Origin of the sequence: Mesorhizobium denitrificans (assembly GCF_003403035.1) — a bacterium.
GTDB lineage: Bacteria > Pseudomonadota > Alphaproteobacteria > Rhizobiales > Rhizobiaceae > Mesorhizobium_G > Mesorhizobium_G denitrificans.
Window position 1 is genome coordinate 17,534 of sequence record NZ_QURN01000021.1, and the last position, 17,708, is coordinate 35,241.

The 17,708-nt window shown below is 57.8% G+C and carries 16 protein-coding genes; 12 read left to right on the forward strand and 4 right to left on the reverse strand.

The genetic code is table 11. The annotated features are described in order from the left end of the window. Positions 1–51 precede the first annotated feature (51 nt). The 4 genes from DY251_RS19890 to DY251_RS19905 are packed head-to-tail and all read left to right on the forward strand — an operon-like array spanning position 52 to position 6,013. Positions 52–1,932 (forward strand): ABC transporter ATP-binding protein, encoded by a 1,881-nt coding sequence (locus tag DY251_RS19890; RefSeq protein WP_116625649.1) that lies wholly within the window; start codon positions 52–54, stop codon positions 1,930–1,932. Then, complete coding sequence (locus tag DY251_RS19895) at positions 1,929–3,833, forward strand: ABC transporter substrate-binding protein (RefSeq protein WP_116625650.1); 1,905 nt, start codon at positions 1,929–1,931, stop codon at positions 3,831–3,833. Before DY251_RS19890 ends, DY251_RS19895 begins: the two co-directional genes overlap by 4 nt. A 6-nt stretch (positions 3,834–3,839) precedes the next feature. Further along, positions 3,840–4,838, forward strand: coding sequence for an ABC transporter permease (locus DY251_RS19900; protein WP_116625651.1), 999 nt, complete (start codon positions 3,840–3,842; stop codon positions 4,836–4,838). Beyond that, complete coding sequence (locus DY251_RS19905; RefSeq protein WP_116625652.1) at positions 4,835–6,013, forward strand: ABC transporter permease; 1,179 nt, start codon at positions 4,835–4,837, stop codon at positions 6,011–6,013. The genes DY251_RS19900 and DY251_RS19905 overlap by 4 nt, the downstream gene beginning before the upstream one ends. A 60-nt stretch (positions 6,014–6,073) precedes the next feature. Here the strand turns inward: DY251_RS19905 and DY251_RS19910 are convergent, their stop codons facing one another. Continuing rightward, positions 6,074–6,568 (reverse strand): class I SAM-dependent methyltransferase, encoded by a 495-nt coding sequence (locus tag DY251_RS19910; protein ID WP_116625653.1) that lies wholly within the window; start codon positions 6,566–6,568, stop codon positions 6,074–6,076. Positions 6,569–6,670: 102 nt separating this feature from the next. On the opposite strand from DY251_RS19910, the gene DY251_RS19915 reads away from it, so the two are divergent. Then, positions 6,671–7,654, forward strand: a complete 984-nt coding sequence (locus DY251_RS19915; RefSeq protein WP_116625654.1) for an NAD-dependent epimerase/dehydratase family protein — start codon at positions 6,671–6,673, stop codon at positions 7,652–7,654. 36 nt (positions 7,655–7,690) lie between these two features. Here the strand turns inward: DY251_RS19915 and DY251_RS19920 are convergent, their stop codons facing one another. Both DY251_RS19920 and DY251_RS19925 read right to left on the reverse strand, forming a co-directional pair. Continuing rightward, positions 7,691–9,073, reverse strand: coding sequence for a UDP-glucose dehydrogenase family protein (locus tag DY251_RS19920; RefSeq protein WP_116625655.1), 1,383 nt, complete (start codon positions 9,071–9,073; stop codon positions 7,691–7,693). Between the two features lie 92 nt (positions 9,074–9,165). After that, on the reverse strand, positions 9,166–10,104 hold the full coding sequence (locus DY251_RS19925; protein ID WP_245416056.1) for a GlxA family transcriptional regulator: 939 nt from the start codon (positions 10,102–10,104) through the stop codon (positions 9,166–9,168). A gap of 114 nt (positions 10,105–10,218) precedes the next feature. On the opposite strand from DY251_RS19925, the gene DY251_RS19930 reads away from it, so the two are divergent. Genes DY251_RS19930 through DY251_RS19940 form a run of 3 tightly spaced genes read left to right on the forward strand, consistent with a single transcriptional unit; the run spans position 10,219 to position 13,027 of the window. Next, positions 10,219–11,112, forward strand: a complete 894-nt coding sequence (locus DY251_RS19930; RefSeq protein ID WP_116625656.1) for a beta-keto acid cleavage family enzyme — start codon at positions 10,219–10,221, stop codon at positions 11,110–11,112. After that, positions 11,113–12,612 (forward strand): carnitine 3-dehydrogenase, encoded by a 1,500-nt coding sequence (locus DY251_RS19935; RefSeq protein WP_116625657.1) that lies wholly within the window; start codon positions 11,113–11,115, stop codon positions 12,610–12,612. Positions 12,613–12,661: 49 nt separating this feature from the next. Then, entirely contained in the window at positions 12,662–13,027 is a 366-nt protein-coding gene (locus DY251_RS19940; protein ID WP_116625658.1) for a response regulator, read from the forward strand. A gap of 1 nt (position 13,028) precedes the next feature. On the opposite strand, the gene rfbA is transcribed toward DY251_RS19940, so the two are convergent. Further along, positions 13,029–13,904: a glucose-1-phosphate thymidylyltransferase RfbA gene (gene rfbA, locus DY251_RS19945; RefSeq protein ID WP_116625659.1), complete on the reverse strand. Its 876-nt coding sequence runs from the start codon at positions 13,902–13,904 to the stop codon at positions 13,029–13,031. A 398-nt stretch (positions 13,905–14,302) separates the two neighbouring features. Here rfbA and DY251_RS19950 point away from each other — a divergent pair, with 398 nt between their 5' ends. From DY251_RS19950 to rfbD, 4 genes are read left to right on the forward strand one after another with little or no spacing between them, the layout of a single operon-like run. Next, complete coding sequence (locus DY251_RS19950) at positions 14,303–15,118, forward strand: helix-turn-helix transcriptional regulator (RefSeq protein WP_245416057.1); 816 nt, start codon at positions 14,303–14,305, stop codon at positions 15,116–15,118. 6 nt (positions 15,119–15,124) lie between these two features. After that, positions 15,125–15,685: a dTDP-4-dehydrorhamnose 3,5-epimerase gene (rfbC, locus tag DY251_RS19955; protein ID WP_116625660.1), complete on the forward strand. Its 561-nt coding sequence runs from the start codon at positions 15,125–15,127 to the stop codon at positions 15,683–15,685. Next, positions 15,682–16,722, forward strand: coding sequence for a dTDP-glucose 4,6-dehydratase (rfbB, locus tag DY251_RS19960; RefSeq protein WP_116625661.1), 1,041 nt, complete (start codon positions 15,682–15,684; stop codon positions 16,720–16,722). The genes rfbC and rfbB overlap by 4 nt, the downstream gene beginning before the upstream one ends. After that, the gene (rfbD, locus tag DY251_RS19965; RefSeq protein ID WP_116625662.1) at positions 16,719–17,612 is read left to right on the forward strand and encodes a dTDP-4-dehydrorhamnose reductase; all 894 of its coding nucleotides are present in this window, start codon (positions 16,719–16,721) and stop codon (positions 17,610–17,612) included. Before rfbB ends, rfbD begins: the two co-directional genes overlap by 4 nt. Positions 17,613–17,708: the final 96 nt, after the last annotated feature.

Below are 17,708 nucleotides of genomic sequence, written 5' to 3' on the forward strand. Positions count from 1 at the left end.
CGATAGTCTGGTTTTGGGCACCATCCGTGCCCGCAGATTCAGGGACTTGAGATGGTAACTGCGACCGATCTCTTGAGGGTTGAAGATCTGGGCATATCGTTCACCACGATGGGCGGGCCGATCCATGCCGTGCGCAATGCGAGCTTGCGCGTGCTACCCGGCAAGGTGACCGCGCTGGTGGGTGAATCCGGCTCAGGAAAATCCGTTACCAGTCAGGCCGTCATGGGCATTTTGCCGAACACGGCGAATGTGCGCGGGCGTATTCTCTTTTCCGACCCCGCCACGCCGGGCAAGACTGTGGATCTTCTTGAAATGCCGGTCGATGGCGAGGAAATCCGCGCCATACGCGGCAGCCGCATTGCCAAGATTTTTCAGGAGCCAATGACCTCACTTTCGCCGCTGCACACAATCGGCAACCAGATTGGCGAAGTGCTGGCGATCCATACAGATTTGCCCAAGGCTGAACGGCGAGCGCGCACTGAGGAGATGCTTGGCCTCGTTGGCTTCAAAAACCCAAAGCGCGCGCACGACATGTATTCGTTCGAGCTATCGGGCGGTTTGCGCCAACGCGCCATGATCGCGATGGCGCTGATCTGCCGGCCGGCGCTGCTGGTGGCGGATGAGCCTACCACCGCGCTCGACGTGACCATTCAGGCGCAGATTCTGCAATTGCTACGCGAACTGCAGCAAAAGCTGAACATGGCGATGCTGCTGATTACGCACGATCTCGGCGTCGTGGCCAATGTCGCCGATGAAGTCGTGGTTATGTATCACGGCGAGGTCATGGAAGCCGGGACGGTTGAGGATATCTTTCGCAATCCGAGCCACCCCTATCTGAAAGGGCTGATGGCAGCGGTGCCGCATTTCGACATGAAGCCCGGTGAGCGCCTTAAAGCGCTGCGCGAAATACCCATAAACGTTGAGCATTTGCTGGGCCGCAAGAAGGAGGTAGCGCCGAAGGGCGACGTGCTTCTTGAAGTGCGAGACCTGTCAAAGTCTTTCGTTACGCGCAGCTCCGGCTGGTTCGGCAAGAGCGAACCGCCCGTGAAGGCCGTGGATGGTGTGAGCTTCGACATCAAGCGCGGCGAATGCCTTGGCCTTGTGGGCGAAAGCGGTTGCGGCAAGACGACCGTAAGCAAGATATTGATGCGTGCGCTGACGCCGGATAGCGGCTCTGTGATCTATCACGGCGCAAATGGTCCGATAGATGTTCTCAAGGCCGAAGGCGACGACCTGCGAACACTGCGCACCAAAATCCAGATGGTGTTTCAGGACCCGGTGTCCTCGCTTTCGCCGCGCATGACGATTGAGAATGTTCTCAGCGAACCGCTGGAAATACATAATCGCGGCGATGCGAAGCAGCGTTCGGAAAAAGTGAAGTCGCTGATGGAGGCCATCGGCCTGGATAAGCGTTTTCTCAAACGATACCCGCACAGCTTTTCCGGTGGGCAGCGCCAGCGCATAGGCATTGCGCGTGCGATTGCGCTCGGTCCCGATCTTGTCGTTTGCGATGAACCAGTGTCCGCTCTGGACGTTTCCGTTCAGGCGCAGATTTTGAATCTTCTCAAAGACTTGCAGAAAAATCTTGGACTAACATATCTGTTTATATCGCATAATTTGGCAGTGGTTGATTATATGGCCGACCGCATTGCGGTGATGTATGCGGGGCGGATCGTGGAACTCGCGCCGCGCGAGGTGCTGATGCGCAAACCTGTTCACCCCTACACCCGCGCGCTGCTGGCGGCGGTGCCATTTCCCGACCTCAATCGGCCGCTCGACTTCGGTGAAATTCGGGCGACAAGCGTGTTGGAAAAAGGCTGGGCGCCGCAGTTTCGCGCGGACGAGCAGGACAGCCTTTCACCCGCTGATCTGGGCGACGGGCATTTCGTGCTCGCGCGCCGCAATGTCGATGCACGGGAGTTGCGGCCATGATGGATCGGCGCACGGCTCTTGGCGTTATCGCGGCGGCGCTCATGCCGCAGCGTGTGCTTGCGGCAGCGTCTGAACCGGAAATGTTTGCCGACGCGCTGAAAAGCGGCTCGTTGCCACCGATGGCGGACCGCCTGCCAAAAGTGCCGCGCGTGATGGACCTCGTCGCTATGGGGCGCGAACCCGGCAAATATGGCGGGCAACTCCGCATGTTGATCGGCAGCCAGAAAGACATCCGCTATATGACCATCAATGGTTATTCGCGGCTGGTCGGCTACGATAACGAGCTCAAGCTGCATGCCGATATTCTCGAAAGTTATGAGCAGGAGCAGGACCGCGTTTTCACGTTCCGGCTGCGCAAGGGCCACAAATGGTCCGACGGAAGCCCGCTGACCCCGGAAGATTTCCGCTATTCGCTTGAAGATGTGTGGCTCAACGAAGACCTCTCACCAGTGGGCCCGCCGACGGCGCTGGTGGTGGATGAAAAGACGCCGAAGTTTGAAATACTGGACCCGCTTACGATCCGATATAGCTGGGATGCGCCGAACCCGGACTTTCTGCCATCGCTGGCAGCAGCGCAACCCTTGGTGATTGCGCAGCCATCAGCCTACCTGAAGCAGTTTCACAAGAAATATCAGACTGAGGACAAGCTTGCCGAGCTTCAGAAGAAATATCGGGCGAAGCGGTGGTCTTCACTACACATCAAAATGGCGCGGGCCTACCGCCCGGAAAACCCCGATTTGCCAACGCTCGACCCTTGGCGCAACACGACCGAACCGCCAGCCGAGCAGTTTGTTTTCGAGCGCAACCCTTACTTCCATCGGGTCGATCCGAACGGGACGCAACTGCCCTATATCGATCGCTTTATCCTGAACGTGTCCTCGTCAGCCATTCTGCCGGCCAAGGTGGGTGCGGGCGATTCCGATCTGCAAGGCACTGGCATCGACTTTGCGGACTACACCTACCTGAAAGAGGCGGAGAAGCGATTCCCGGTGAAGGTACAGCTCTGGAAGCGCACCATCGGTTCGCGGTTCGCACTGCTGCCCAACATGAATTCCGCCGATCCCGATTGGGGACCGCTGTTGCGCGATGTGCGGGTGCGCCGTGCGCTTTCGGTCGCGGTCAACCGCGATGAAATCAACAAGGTCGTCTTCTTCGGGCTGGGTCATATCAGCTCGGACACGGTGCTGCAGGCAAGCCCCCTCTTCCGGCCCGAATATGCAAAAGCGTGGACCCAGTACGACCCCGCGCTGGCGGCTGATTTGCTGGCGCAAGCGGGTTTGAAGGAGATTGGTGACGATGGCATTCGTCTGCTGCCGGATGGCCGACCGGCACAGATCGTGGTTGAGACGGCAGGCGAAGGCACGCAGGAAACGGACGTGCTGGAACTCATCACCGATCATTGGCAGAAGGTTGGCATCGCGCTCTTCATTCGCACCTCGCAGCGCGACGTTTTCCGCAGCCGCGGCATGGCCGGGCAGATCATGATGTCCATGTGGTCAGGCGTCGATAACGGCATTCCCACAGCGGACATGAACCCCAAGCAGTTTGCACCGATGACCGACGATCAGCTTCAATGGCCGGTCTGGGGTGCGCATTTTCTTTCGCGTGGCCAGCGCGGCACCGCGCCGGACCTTCCCGCTGCGCAGACCCTGCTCGAACTGGCGGTTCGCTGGCGTCAAACAACGGACACGGAAGACCGCGCAAGGCTTTGGGCGTCAATCCTTGCGCTCTATGCAGACCAGGTGTTTTCCATCGGCTTCGTAAACACCACGCCGCAACCGGTGTTGCGCTCTACCTATTTGCAGAACTTTCCGAAGGAAGCTTTCTTCGGCTTCGATCCCACCGCATATTTCGGAACGCTGTCGCCCGACACGTTCTGGCTTTCCGATCAGGAGGCATAGGCCTTCATGCTGCGTTACATTATCTGGCGCATTGCGATGATGGTGCCAACACTCCTGATAATTTCCGCTTTGGTCTTCACCATTATCGAATTGCCGCCGGGCGACTATTTCGAGAGCTACGCGGCGGAACTCAAAGCGCAAGGCGAGGATGTCGACACGGCCTATCTCGACACGCTGCGCAAAGAGTACAACTTCGATAAGCCGCCGGTGATCCGCTATTTCTATTGGCTCGGCGGCATGTTGCAGGGCGATTTCGGCTATTCGTTCGAATATCAGCTGCCGGTGACGGAAGTCGTGGGCGACCGCATGTGGCTAACGGTTCTGGTATCCTTCGTCACCATCGTGTTTACTTGGCTGCTCGCCTTCCCGATCGGCATTTACTCGGCAACGCATCAATATAGTTGGGGCGACTATGGCCTGACATTTCTGGGGCTATTGGGCATCGCGATACCCAACTTCATGCTGGCACTGATCCTGATGTATTTCGCAAATATCTGGTTCGGCGTTTCCATCGGGCATTTGATGGACCTGAAATATCTTGGCCAACCCATGAGTTGGGACAAGGCCAAATCCATTCTCGATCATCTGTGGATTCCGGTCATCATTGTCGGCACTGCCGGAACTGCCGGCATGATCCGCCGACTGCGCGCCAACCTGCTAGACGAATTGCAAAAGCAATATGTGGTGACGGCGCGCGCCAAGGGTCTTTCACCCTTCCGCACGCTGGTGAAATATCCGCTGCGCATGTCGCTGAACTTCTTCATTTCGGACATCGGATCGATCCTGCCCGCAATTATTTCCGGCGCGGAAATCACCGCAATCGTGCTTTCGCTGGAAACAACGGGACCGATGCTCATCAAGGCGCTGCAAAGTCAGGACATGTATCTGGCCGGTTCGTTCCTGATGTTCCTGGCGTTTCTCACCGTCATCGGCGTGCTGATTTCCGACCTCGCCTTGGCATTGCTTGATCCACGCATTCGCTTACAGGGCGGCAGTACGAAATGACGGAATCATCCCTTCCGCCGCCCGGCGCGCCGCTCAAGCATTATGTTTCTTCCGCGCCGTTCGACGCCATGTCGATCGAGGCGATGACGGCGCAGCAGGAGCGCGTTTATCAGGCTTCCCAGCTTCAACTGATGTGGTGGAAGTTCAAGCGCCACAAGCTGGCGCTTTGGTCGGGCATTTTCCTGATCTGCCTCTATTCCATGATTCTGGTCTGCGAGTTTCTCGCGCCGTACAATCTTCATACGCGTAATGTGGATCACATCTACGAGCCGCCGCAGCGCATTCGACTGTTTGACCATGGGCAGTTTGTCGGGCCGTTCGTCTATGGCCGCCAGATGACGCTGGATATTGAAAACCTGCGGCGTGTCTATCGCGACAATCCGAGCGATGTGCAGCCGCTTCGGTTTTTCTGCCGTGGCGACGCGTATCGTTTCTGGGGCCTGATTGAAGGCAATTTGCATCTCGTCTGCCCGGCAGAAAACGGCAATCTGTTCTTGCTGGGAACGGACCGACTGGGCCGCGACGTGCTTTCGCGCATCATTTATGGCGCGCGCATTTCACTCACCATCGGCCTGATCGGAATCGCGTTCAGTTTCGTGCTCGGCATCGTGATTGGCGGGTTGGCCGGCTACAAGGGCGGCGTTTTCGACCTGATCGTCCAGCGCATTATCGAAGTGCTGCAATCGATTCCGAGCATTCCGCTATGGATGGCGCTGGCCGCAATCATGCCGGTGACGTGGAGCCCGATTTTCATCTATTTCGGCATTACGCTTATTCTCGGCCTGCTCGACTGGACCGGACTGGCGCGCGCCGTGCGCTCCAAGCTGCTGGCGCTGCGCGAGGAAGATTATGTGCTGGCCGCGCAACTCATGGGCGCGAAAACAAGCCGGATTATCGGCAAGCATCTCATTCCCGGATTTATGTCGCACCTCATCGCAACCGCTACGATTTCGGTGCCGGGCATGATTTTGGGCGAGACGGCACTGAGCTTCCTCGGATTGGGGCTGCGTCCGCCTATTACCAGTTGGGGCATTCTGCTGACTGAGGCGCGCAGCGTGAGTACGATCGCGTTCTATCCGTGGCTGCTGTTTCCGATGATCCCGGTGATTTTGGTGATCCTAGCGTTCAATTTCCTCGGTGATGGATTGCGCGACGCCGCCGATCCTTATCGCTGAGCCTCGCGCTGCCCCTCACCCTCACGCCGTAAGAACAGGGAGAGGATGAGGGGAAACGTATTAAGTTCGCCGATAGATGAAATAGCGGCTTTCGGTGGCGCCGGGCGGAAGTGGCAAAGGCTCGGTTCCCTGCACGTCCAGCTTGAGGTCTGACACCAGCAAACCACCCGGTGCCAAGGCTGGAGCCAGCGTCGCGTTCAACAATTGCTGCATGGCGCTGTTGTGCTTGTCGCCGTAAGACCCCGTATCGGCGTGGAGGAGAACCACCTGCCCCGAGAAGCGCTGCACGGCTTCCGGTACAGTCTCGCGCATGTCGCCAAGGATCATCTTGTCCGACGGCGGAATGCAATCTTCGTAGCAATCCACCTCGCGGTCGAACACGTAGATCTCGCGGTCAGGCAAATGCGTGCGGATATGATCATACGTGCGGCCATGACCAAGCCCAAGCTCGAACACGATGCCGGGCTTGCCAGCAATGTCGTTGAACGCCCAGCCGAGGCAGGCATCCTGAGCCACCAGTCTCAGCCGCAATTTGTCCAGACGCGTAAGCTTCACGTATCACCCGCAATGATTGTGTTGAGTTGTGGTGTCCTAGCGCTGCTTTAGCGCCAAGGCAAATATTGGACATGCTTCGTGGCCTGTGCGAATGACCGTGGCATGAAGATATTGCTCACTGGTGCTGCGGGTTTCATCGGCCATCACACGGCAGTACGGCTGCTGGAACGCGGCGACACTGTCGTCGGTATCGATAATTTGAACGACTACTATCCTGTCAGTCTCAAACAGGATCGGCTGACGATCACCGAACAGTATCGTGGTTTCCGCTTCATGCGGCTGGATATCGGGACACCGGACCTGTTTGAAGCCATCGGCGCGAGTGTCGAGGATGCGGACGTTATCGTGCATCTCGCCGCGCAGGCGGGCGTGCGATATTCAATGCAGAACCCATACGCTTACGTGCATTCAAACGTGATGGGCCAGGTGGCGATTATGGAGCTTGCGGCCAAGCTGCCGAAGCACCCGCCGGTCGTCTATGCGAGTTCCTCGTCGGCTTATGGCATGGGTGAGAAGACACCTTTTTCCGAGAGCGCGCGGGCGGACAAGCCCATTTCAGTCTATGCGGCGACCAAGCGCGCCGGCGAAATGCTGGCGCATGTGTATGAGGAATTGCACGGCATTCGCTCGACCGGGCTGCGCTTCTTTACGGTCTATGGTCGCTATGGTCGGCCCGACATGGCTCCGTGGCTTTTCACCGATGCGATTTTGAACGGTGAGCCGATTTCCGTGTTCAACAATGGCGACATGCTGCGGGATTTCACGCATGTCAGTGACATTGTGTCCGGTGTGGTCGGTGCGATTGATCGTGCCGCGGATGCAAAGCTGCCACTGGAACCGGTCTACAATCTCGGCAACAACAAGCCGGTGAAACTCGCAGATTTCATAGCGGTGATTGAAAGCGCTGCGGGTCGCGAGGCGATCAAGGAATTTAAGCCGAAGCCGCCCGGTGACGTGACCGTGACCTATGCCGATATCGAACTTGCCGAACGCGATCTTGGTTTCTCGCCGAAGACAAGAATTGAGGCGGGAATGACCGATTTTGTGGATTGGTTCAGGGGATACAATCGCAGGGGCGGTGTTTAAATACCCTCATCCGCCTGCGGATGAGGGTAAGTATCCTCATGCGACGTTGCGCTTGCGCTCTGCCTGCATCGACTTGACGTCGGCCTGACGCAGCGAGTCGCCGCGGCCAATCGCCAGATAGAGCAGACCCTGCTGACGCACGCGCTCTGGGTCGTACAGGTTGCGGCCATCCACGATGATCGGATTGCGAAGGTTCTGGCGGAGCCATTCGAAATCCGCGACACGGAACTGCTTCCATTCCGTGCAAATCACCAGCGCGTCGGCACCCTTCGCAGCTTCGTCGGCGTTCTTTGCCAAAACGAGATCGGCGCGCTCGCCATAGATTTTGCGCGTTTCGTCCATCGACTCGGGATCGAATGCACTGACCGTACCGCCTGCCGCCCAGATGGATTCCAGCAATGCACGGCTCGGAGCTTCGCGCATGTCGTCGGTATTCGGCTTGAATGCCAAGCCCCAAACCGCAATCCTGCGGCCCTTGATTTCGCCGTCCAGTGCGAGGCTGAGCTTCGCGAAAAGCTGGTCCTTCTGGCGTTCGTTGACGGATTCGACGGCGTCCAGCAGTTCGGGCTGGTGGCCGTGATCATGCGCAACCTTGGCGAGTGCGCGCACATCCTTCGGGAAGCACGAGCCGCCATAGCCTGCGCCGGGATAAATGAAGTGGTAGCCAATACGCGGATCAGAACCGATGCCGCGACGCACCTGCTCGATGTCTGCGCCGAGATGTTCCGCGATGTTCGCGATCTCGTTCATGAAGCTGATCTTGGTGGCAAGCATTGCGTTGGCGGCGTATTTCGTCAGCTCCGCCGCGCGCACATCCATCGTCATCAGCTTATCGTGGTTGCGGTTGTAAGGCGCGTAGCACTCCTGCATGGCCTCACGCACACGCTGCGACGACGTGCCGACGATGATACGCGCGGGACGCATGAAGTCTTCAACCGCGCTGCCTTCCTTGAGAAATTCCGGGTTCGAGCAAACGTCAAATTCAACATTTGAGCCGCGCGCGTTCAGCACCGCGCGAATGCGGGCGTCGACCATCTCGGCGGAACCAACGGGCACCGTCGATTTGTTGACGATGACCTTGTAGCTTTCGATGTGCTTACCGATGGTGTCGGCCACGGCCTGCACGTAGCGCACGTCCGCGGAGCCATCTTCCATCGCGGGTGTGCCCACAGCGATGAAAATGATCTCGCCATGACGGACACCGTGAGCAGAATCGGTTGAGAAGCTCAAACGCTTTGCTTCCGCGTTGCGAATGACGAGTTCCTTGAGGCCCGGTTCGTAGATCGGGATCTTGCCCTCATTCAGCGCCGCGATTCTGCTGGCGTCGATGTCGATGCAGGCGACGTTGTGGCCCACATCCGAAAGGCAAGCCGCCGTGACCAGCCCGACATATCCGGTTCCGAAAATTGTTAGTTGCACTGCCCTATCCCTGATCCGCCAATCATCGGCGTTCCTATCATCACAGTCTCATATGTGTCTGCAATGTCCACTTTCGAGTAAAGACTAACCCATTAAGCCCGACTCATCACCCTACGACTATGACGAGCCTCCCGCAGACCATGCCGAAAATGATCTTTGTAGGCCCGCGACAGGCACGAACTCGAAGCAAAACCGGAGCGCGCAGCGATTTCGCTCGCGCTAAGCGAGGTCTCCTCTACCAGCGAACGGGCCACATCCAAACGGATGTTTTGGTAATAGCGCCCCGGTCCAATGCCGAATTCGCGCTCGAACAGGCGCGCAAGCGTGCGCTCCGAAAGCGCTGCCTGCGCCGCCAACAACGCCAGCCCAATTGGGTGCTCCACATTGGCCCGCATGATCGCCACCGCCTTGGTTAGCTGAGGCGCGCGCACGACTACATCGCCATCCTGCGGCCTGCGCTGGCGGCTGTCATAGACAAACATGTTGGACACATCGAACGCCAAGGCCCCGCCGCCCCGGTCGCCGATCAGCTTGAGCATCAAATCGGTTACGGTCGTTGCGCCGCCTGCGGTGACGCGATTGCCGTCCATGACATAGCGATCTGTTACAACTTCGACGTTCAAGTGCGTCTCTGAAAACTGGTTGATGTCCTGCCAGTGTATCGTGGCTTTGTGACCGTCCAGCAAACCCGCGGAAGCCAGCAGCCAAGCGCCGGAATCAAGCGCGCCAAGCATGGGAACGCGGCGCTCAACCAGTTGCAGCGCCTTGGTCAGCGCGGGCTTTGTTTGCGAACGCGCGCCATAGCCCGCAACGACAAACAGAATGTCCAGATCCCGCGCCTGATTGAGCGGCGCGTCGCAGCGAATGGTCATTCCGCTGGAACTGGTGACGTCGCGCCCGTCTACAGACAGCAGCCGCCATGTGAACTGAGCGTTGTCGCTATAGTCTCGCGCGACGCGCAGCGGCTCGATTGCACTGGCGAGCACCATATTCGAGAAACCGTCCAGAACGAGAAAGCCGCAGCGCAGCAACGATATGCCCCCTTCTCCGATTGGCTGTTTTTGCAAATATATCGGCAGATAATGCAATCTTTCTATTGTTGTGCAAGCGGATAGTTGAGGCGAGGCAAATCAGGGAGCAGCGCTTTGAACTGGGACGTTTTCATCACCTGTGCAGTCACAGGGTCGGGCGGCACAGCCGACAAGAGCGACAAGGTGCCCGTCACGCCCAAGCAGATCGCGGAAGCCTGCGTCGAAGCAGCAAAGGAAGGCGCGGCAATCGCGCATATCCATGTGCGCAATCCCGAGACAGGAAAAGGTTCGCGCGACCCTGCGCTTTACCGCGAAGTGGTGGGGCGCGTGCGCGACAGCGGCGTTGATGTAGTACTGAATCTCACGGCGGGCATGGGTGGTGATATCGTGCTAGGTTCGCCGGAACAGCCCCTGCCCTTCAACGCCGATCAAACGGATATGGTTGGCGCGACAGAGCGCCTTATCCACGTCGAAGAACTGCTGCCGGAAATCTGCACGCTGGATTGCGGCACCATGAACTTCGCCGAAGCCGACTACGTGATGACCAATACGCCCGGCATGTTGCGGGCTATGGCGAAGCGCATTCAGGATTGTGGCGTGAAGCCGGAAATCGAGGTGTTCGACACCGGCCATCTGGTGTTGGCCAAGCAGTTGGTGAAGGAAGGGCTTATCGACGATCCCGTCATGATCCAGCTTTGCATGGGCATCCCCTACGGGGCACCCGATGATCCACTGACAATGATGGCATTGGCGAAGGCCGTGCCGGAAAGCTGGACGTTCTCGGCGTTTTCCATCGGACGTATGCAGTTGCCCTATGTTGCTATGGCCGCACTGGCGGGCGGCAACGTACGCGTCGGACTGGAGGACAATCTGATGCTTTCGCGCGGCAAGCTGGCGACGAACGGTCAACTGGTTGAGCGTGCGGCGACAATCCTTTCCTCGATGAATGCCAACATTCTCGGACCCGATGAGGTTCGCAAGAAACTCAATTTGAAGAAGCGCGGCTAAATGTCTGAAAAAACTTCTGTTACCGCCGCGATTGGCGGCGGCGTGATCGGCGGCGGCTGGATCGCCCGCTTCCTGCTGAACGGGCATGACGTGAACGTTTATGACCCGCATCCCGATGCGCAGCGGCTGGTCAATGAAGTGCTTTCCAACGCAGAGCGCGCTTTGCGGCGAATGACGATGGCCCCGCTTCCTACCAAGGGTAAGCTGACCTTCGTTTCGTCGATTGCGGAAGCTGTTCGGGATGCGGACTACATTCAGGAAAGCGTGCCGGAACGGCTGGATCTGAAGCTGAAAATATTCGCGGAGATAGAGAAGCACGCCCAGCCGGATGCGATGATCGGCTCATCTACCTCCGGCTTTCGTCCGACGCAGCTTGCGGAAGGCCTGAAAACGCCGGAGCGCCTGTTTGTCGCGCATCCGTTTAATCCAGTCTATCTGCTGCCGGTGGTTGAGGTTGTGCCGAGCGCGATGACTTCGCCTGCGGTGGTGGAACGCGCATCCGCGTTTCTGACCACGATTGGCATGAAGCCGCTGGTCGTGCGCAAGGAGATCGACGCGCATATTGCCGACCGCCTGCTGGAGGCGGTGTGGCGAGAGGGGTTGTGGCTGGTCAATGACGGCATCGCGACCACGCAGGAAATCGACGATGTGATCCGCTTCGGTTTCGGCCTGCGCTGGGCACAGATGGGCCTGTTCGAGACATACCGCATCGCTGGCGGCGAGGCTGGCATGGCGCATTTTATTGCACAGTTTGGTCCGGCGCTGAAATGGCCGTGGACGAAGCTGATGGACGTGCCGGAAATGACGGATGAGCTTATTGCTACCATCGCCAGCCAGTCCGATGCTCAATCAGGTATGCATTCGATCCGTGAACTTGAGCGCATTCGCGACGACAATCTCGTCGCAATCATGCAGGCATTGAAGGCGAAGCCGTGGGGAGCCGGCGAAATCCTGAAATCCTACGAGGATGGCCTGTATGCCAAGGCACATGCGCACGCCGCGACAGCGAACACTGAGCCGAGCGGGCCGCTGGCATTGCATACGGACCGGGTGCGCGAGGATTTCGTGGACTATAATGGTCACATGACCGAAAGCCGCTATCTGCAGGTGTTCGGAGACGCGACCGATGCCTTTCTGCATTATATCGGCATGAACACGGATTACCTCGCGACGGGACGCTCGATGTACACCGTCGAGACGCATATCCGGCACTTGCGCGAAGTGAAGATGGGCGAGCCGTTGAGGGTCGAAACACGGCTGCTGGGATACGATTCGAAGCGCGCGCGAATCTTGCATGAACTGTTCGGCGGACCGGGCGATGAACTGCTGGCAACCGCCGAGCATATGCTCCTTCATGTAGACACGAAGAAATCCACGGCCTCCGAAATGGGCGAAGAACTGCGCCGCGCGCTGGCCAATATATGGGCCTATCACAAGACGCTGGAAACGCCGGATTATGCCGGAAAACCTGTGCGCAATATCGCCACGGATGGCTTGTAGACTGAAGCAGTGATACGGTAGCGACCTGCTGCGGGTCGAGGGCCGGCCTATGCGAACACTGCCGAGAAGGGCTTTCGTTGTCGAAGACGAATATTTCGTCTTACTCGATATCAAGGATGCATTGACCCGAATGGGTTGCGTTGTTGTTCACGCAGTAGGATCACTCAGGGAAGCGATGGAGTGGGCCGCGAAGGTGGAAGCAGACTTCGCGGTTGTCGACGTCAACGTCAAGGGTGAAAAGGTTTACCCCGCCGCCGAAATTCTCAAGGAGCGGGGTTTGCCGTTCGTCTTCTGCACCGGCTATGATCAGGAATACCTTGACCCGCAATGGGCTGATTATCCCAGCATTCAGAAGCCGTTTTCAGTTGAGGAACTGGCCATCGCAATAGAAAAGTGGCTGGCCAGTCTGAACTGAATTAGTTGCTCGCTGTCGCGATATTGCGCAGATAAGTGGCATAGGCGGTCTTGCCGAGCTGTTCCGCACGGCGAAGCACTTGCTCGCGTTCCAGCCATTTCTGACCCAGCGCTATCTCTTCCAGACAGGCGATCTGAAAGCCTTGCCGCCGCTCAATGGATCTTACAAAAGACCCCGCATCGAACAGGCTTTCGCAAGTGCCCGTATCCAGCCACGCATAGCCGCGCCCAAGCCGCGCGACGTTCAAATCGCCACGTTCGAGGTAAATGTTGTTGACTGACGTGATTTCCAGCTCGCCGCGCGCGGATGGCTTGATCGACGCAGCAATGTCCACGACGTCGTTGTCGTAGAAATACAGCCCTGTGACAGCCCAATTGGATTTTGGCTTGGCGGGCTTTTCTTCGATGTCGCGCGCCACACCGGTCTTGGGATCGAAGCTGACAATGCCGTAGCGCTCCGGCTCATCCACCTGATAGGCGAAAACCGTCGCACCGCTTGTGCGCTGCGCGGCTTCGCTGCAGATATCCGGCAGACCGTGGCCGAAAAAGAGGTTGTCGCCCAGAACCATTGCGACACTGCCGTCGCCAATAAAGTCGCGACCGATGATAAAAGCCTCGGCCAGGCCGTTCGGATGCTCCTGCACAGCGTATTCGAGCTTGATGCCGAACTCGGAACCGTCACCAAGCAACGCCTGAAAGCCCGGCAAGTCGCGGCTTGTCGAGATAATCAAAATTTCGCGGATGCCCGCCAGCATCAGCACGCTCAATGGATAGTAGATCATCGGCTTGTCGTAGATCGGTAGGATCTGCTTCGAAACCGCGATTGTCAGCGGATAGAGGCGCGTGCCGCTACCGCCTGCCAGAATTATGCCCTTCATTTGCCACCCGTACTCCTTAGCCCGGCGCAAATGTGCTTCAGCTCTGCGCGCTGCGTAAGCCAGAGCTTTGGCGAAGGAACTAATCCATTGGATTTAGCGAAGGAGCCAGGGCTACCCCTTATCGGGCCTGTTCTTTTACATATGCCCGCATGTGCATTTCAGGTTTAGATGAATTCTGCGAGCGCTCAAACCTCTCGTGAACAGAAATACCTAGCGGCAAGAGGGGTTTAGAGATGTACACGGTGGACGCCCCTAGTCCCTTCGGACTAAGCTATATGTCACCCTACACCACCCCTCGACCTAGGCCGAAAGCGCGGTTTTCATCCCAATGGCCCCGTCGAACTTTGGGGAACTCCTCTCTATTATTCGAGGCAATTAACGGGAGGAGCCGACGAGCCATGAGCCTCGGTTACCATGCAGCCTTGAATATGAGTGATGGAATGGAAGGTATTTTGCCGATTGAGCAACCGCCGCGCGGCGCAGAACGCGCTGACCTGCGTCGAACTCTCATGTTCGTTTCGCTGAACGTTTCCGACAGTATTGCCGGAGCGCTGGAGCGTGAATTTCCGTGGGTAGCGGTCCAACAGTCCGCCACGCTCGATGACGCGCTGGGTGCGACACAGAACCCTGTCTCGCTGATACTTGTTGACCAGATGTTCTTGTCGGAAATCGAAGCCAATGCGGCAGCGATCTCTCGCCGCCATCCCTACGCGACACTAGCGCTGATGCAGCCCGACCCCGCAAACTCCAACATCACTCTGCGCGATATTATGGGCCTCAAAGCGGTGCGCTCGATATTGCCGATGAATCTCCAGCTCGACGTCTGGCTTTCGGTGGTGCGTTTGCTCTTAAGCGGTGGCGAATACCTGCCGCCCGCAATGGTGCATGCTTATGCTTCGCAACCGCGCAAACCGGAACCGTTCCCCGGACCTGATCCATTCGCTTCGCCTGCCAATCGGCCGGGCGAACTGGCAAATCTGACGAACCGCGAGACACAGATCCTGGCTTTGGTTTCACAGGGTTTGCAGAATAAGGCGATTGCCGCCGAGTGCCAGATTTCGGAACACACGGTCAAAATTCACCTGCACAACATCATCAGCAAGCTTGGTTCGCATAACCGGACAGAAGCCGCGGCGCGTTTCCGCAGCCACTTTGCCCAGTATCGCGCGCCGGCCAATACTGAAGAAGAGCGACAAAATCAGGCGCGCGGGTAAACAGCAGTGAAAATCACTCCCACCGATCTGCCGGGCGTTCTTCTGCTCGAACCGCGCAAGTTTGAGGATTCGCGCGGATTCTTTGCTGAAACATGGCACCGCGCCAAGCTGGCGGAAGCCGGATTGTCCATCGATTTCGTGCAAGAGAACCAGTCGCTTTCGCGTCAGGTTGGTACGGTTCGCGGACTTCACTGCCAGCTTGCACCACATGCACAGGCAAAGCTCGTGCGCGTTGTACGCGGCGCTGTGTTTGACGTTGCCGTCGACATAAGGCCGGGGTCGCCGACCTACCGCAAATGGACGGGCGCAATCCTGAGCGCTGACAACATGCATCAGCTTTTCATCCCGGCAGGGTTTCTGCATGGCTTCGTAACGCACGAGCCAGACACCGAAGTCGTCTATAAGTGCAGCGATTTTTATGCGCCGACGCATGAGTGTTCGGTGCGCTTCGACGATCCCGAAATCGGTATCGACTGGGGAATCGACCCCAAGAACGCAATACTTTCCGACAAGGACGCAAAGGCGCCAACGCTGCGCCAATTCTCAACTGAAGAGGTTTCGATATGAAGATCCTTGTGACCGGCGGCTGTGGCTTTATCGGCTCTGCTGTCGTGAGAAAGGCGATCGCGCGCGGCATCGAGATCGTTAACCTCGATGCGCTGACCTATGCCGGATGCCTCGACAATGTCGCCTCGGTGGCAAATTCGCCTCTGTACTCTTTTGAGCACGCAGACATCTGCGACCGTGCGGCGCTGGACCGCATTTTCAAAACGCATAAGCCTGATGCGGTTCTGCATCTGGCCGCTGAAAGCCATGTTGACCGTTCGATTGATGGCCCGCTGGCATTTCTCAACACCAACATTATGGGCACCGGCACTTTGCTGGAAGCCTCGCGCGCCTATTGGGAAGTCAATGACCGACCGGCTGGCTTCCGGTTCCATCACGTCTCGACCGACGAGGTGTTCGGTTCGCTTGGCGAAACGGGTGAGTTCACGGAAGAAACGCCCTATTCGCCACGCAGCCCCTATTCCGCCTCCAAGGCATCGTCAGACCATCTGGTGCGCGCATGGCATGAAACATATGGCCTGCCGGTTGTTCTGACGAATTGCTCGAACAATTACGGGCCGTATCAATTCCCGGAAAAGCTTATTCCGGTTGTCATTCTGAAGGCGCTCGCAGGCCAGCCGATCCCGGTTTACGGCAAGGGCGAAAATGTGCGCGACTGGCTGCATGTCGAAGATCACGCAGAAGCACTGCTGACCGTTCTGCTCAATGGTGAGAATGGCCGCAGCTACAACATTGGCGGCGACAGCGAGGCACGCAATATCGACCTCGTACGCATGTTGTGCGAAATTCTCGACCGGCTGCGTCCGGCGGCGCATCCGCATGCCGATTTGATCACCTACGTTACTGATCGTCCGGGCCACGACCAGCGCTATGCTATCGATCCGACCCGTGTGCGCACTGAACTGAACTGGAAGCCATCCTACACCCTGGCTGAAGGGCTTGAGCAAACAGTGGACTGGTATCTTCAGAACGAGCGTTGGCTGCGAGCGCTGCAGAATCGTCCGGGTGTCAACCAGCGTTTGGGCAAAGTCGCATGAACATTCTCATGTTCGGTCGCTCAGGTCAGGTAGCGACCGAAATGATCCGGCGCGCGCCAGACGGTGTGAGCATCACCGCGCTAGGCAGGCCGAACGCCGATCTGGTCGATCCGCGCGGCTGCGCGAAGATCGTGCAGGAAACGAACGCGGACGTCATTGTCAATGCAGCCGCGTATACCGCTGTGGATCAGGCGGAAAAGGACAAGGTTCTTTCCAATATCATCAACGCGCAGGCACCGGCGGCAATCGCCAATGCCGCTGCCATTCGCGGCATACCCTTCATACATATCTCGACCGACTATGTGTTTGATGGCAGCGGCACGACGCCGTGGAAACCGGATGATCGCTGCGCACCGCTGAACGCCTATGGCCGCACCAAGCGGCGTGGCGAAGAAGGCATCCTCGCTGCAGGTGGCCAATGGGCGATCCTGCGCACATCATGGGTGTTTTCCGCTCATGGCAACAATTTCGTAAAGACGATGCTGCGCCTCGGCAGCGAGCGCGACAAGCTGCGGATCGTAGCCGATCAAACCGGTGGGCCGACTGCCGCAGCCGATATCGCCGATACGATCTATCGTATGGCTATGCGCATGACGACCGGCCCGAAAGTGGGCGGAATATTCCATTTTTCCGGAACGCCGGACGTGAATTGGGCACAGTTTGCCCGTGAGATATTCATGCAGGCCGGGCTGTTCACGCAAGTGGAGGATATCTCGACCGCAGATTACCCTACCCCCGCGAAACGTCCGCACAATTCGCGTCTCGATTGTGAGTCGTTGAAGAAGATATTCGGCGTAGAGCGTCCCGATTGGCGCATCAGCCTGAGACGGGTTCTGGACGAACTGGGTCGACTGCCCTCCCCTGCAAAAGGAGGCAGTCGCGCTGCGTAAAACGCAGTGTCGCCTTTGGGGTAATCTACTTCGTTTAGACTAGCACAAAGGACTAGCCTGATAACCCAGGCGCTAACTAACAAAACGAGCAGCAAT

Excerpts from the sequence above, each read along its gene's own strand:
- DY251_RS19890 (WP_116625649.1), top strand. The coding sequence starts at position 52 with ATGGTAACTGCGACCGATCTCTTGAGGGTTGAAGATCTGGGCATATCG.
- DY251_RS19895 (WP_116625650.1), top strand. The coding sequence starts at position 1,929 with ATGATGGATCGGCGCACGGCTCTTGGCGTTATCGCGGCGGCGCTCATG.
- DY251_RS19900 (WP_116625651.1), top strand. The coding sequence starts at position 3,840 with ATGCTGCGTTACATTATCTGGCGCATTGCGATGATGGTGCCAACACTC.
- DY251_RS19905 (WP_116625652.1), top strand. The coding sequence starts at position 4,835 with ATGACGGAATCATCCCTTCCGCCGCCCGGCGCGCCGCTCAAGCATTAT.
- DY251_RS19915 (WP_116625654.1), top strand. The coding sequence starts at position 6,671 with ATGAAGATATTGCTCACTGGTGCTGCGGGTTTCATCGGCCATCACACG.
- DY251_RS19935 (WP_116625657.1), top strand. The coding sequence starts at position 11,113 with ATGTCTGAAAAAACTTCTGTTACCGCCGCGATTGGCGGCGGCGTGATC.
- DY251_RS19940 (WP_116625658.1), top strand. The coding sequence starts at position 12,662 with ATGCGAACACTGCCGAGAAGGGCTTTCGTTGTCGAAGACGAATATTTC.
- rfbA (WP_116625659.1), bottom strand. The coding sequence starts at position 13,904 with ATGAAGGGCATAATTCTGGCAGGCGGTAGCGGCACGCGCCTCTATCCG.
- DY251_RS19950 (WP_245416057.1), top strand. The coding sequence starts at position 14,303 with ATGAGCCTCGGTTACCATGCAGCCTTGAATATGAGTGATGGAATGGAA.
- rfbB (WP_116625661.1), top strand. The coding sequence starts at position 15,682 with ATGAAGATCCTTGTGACCGGCGGCTGTGGCTTTATCGGCTCTGCTGTC.
- rfbD (WP_116625662.1), top strand. The coding sequence starts at position 16,719 with ATGAACATTCTCATGTTCGGTCGCTCAGGTCAGGTAGCGACCGAAATG.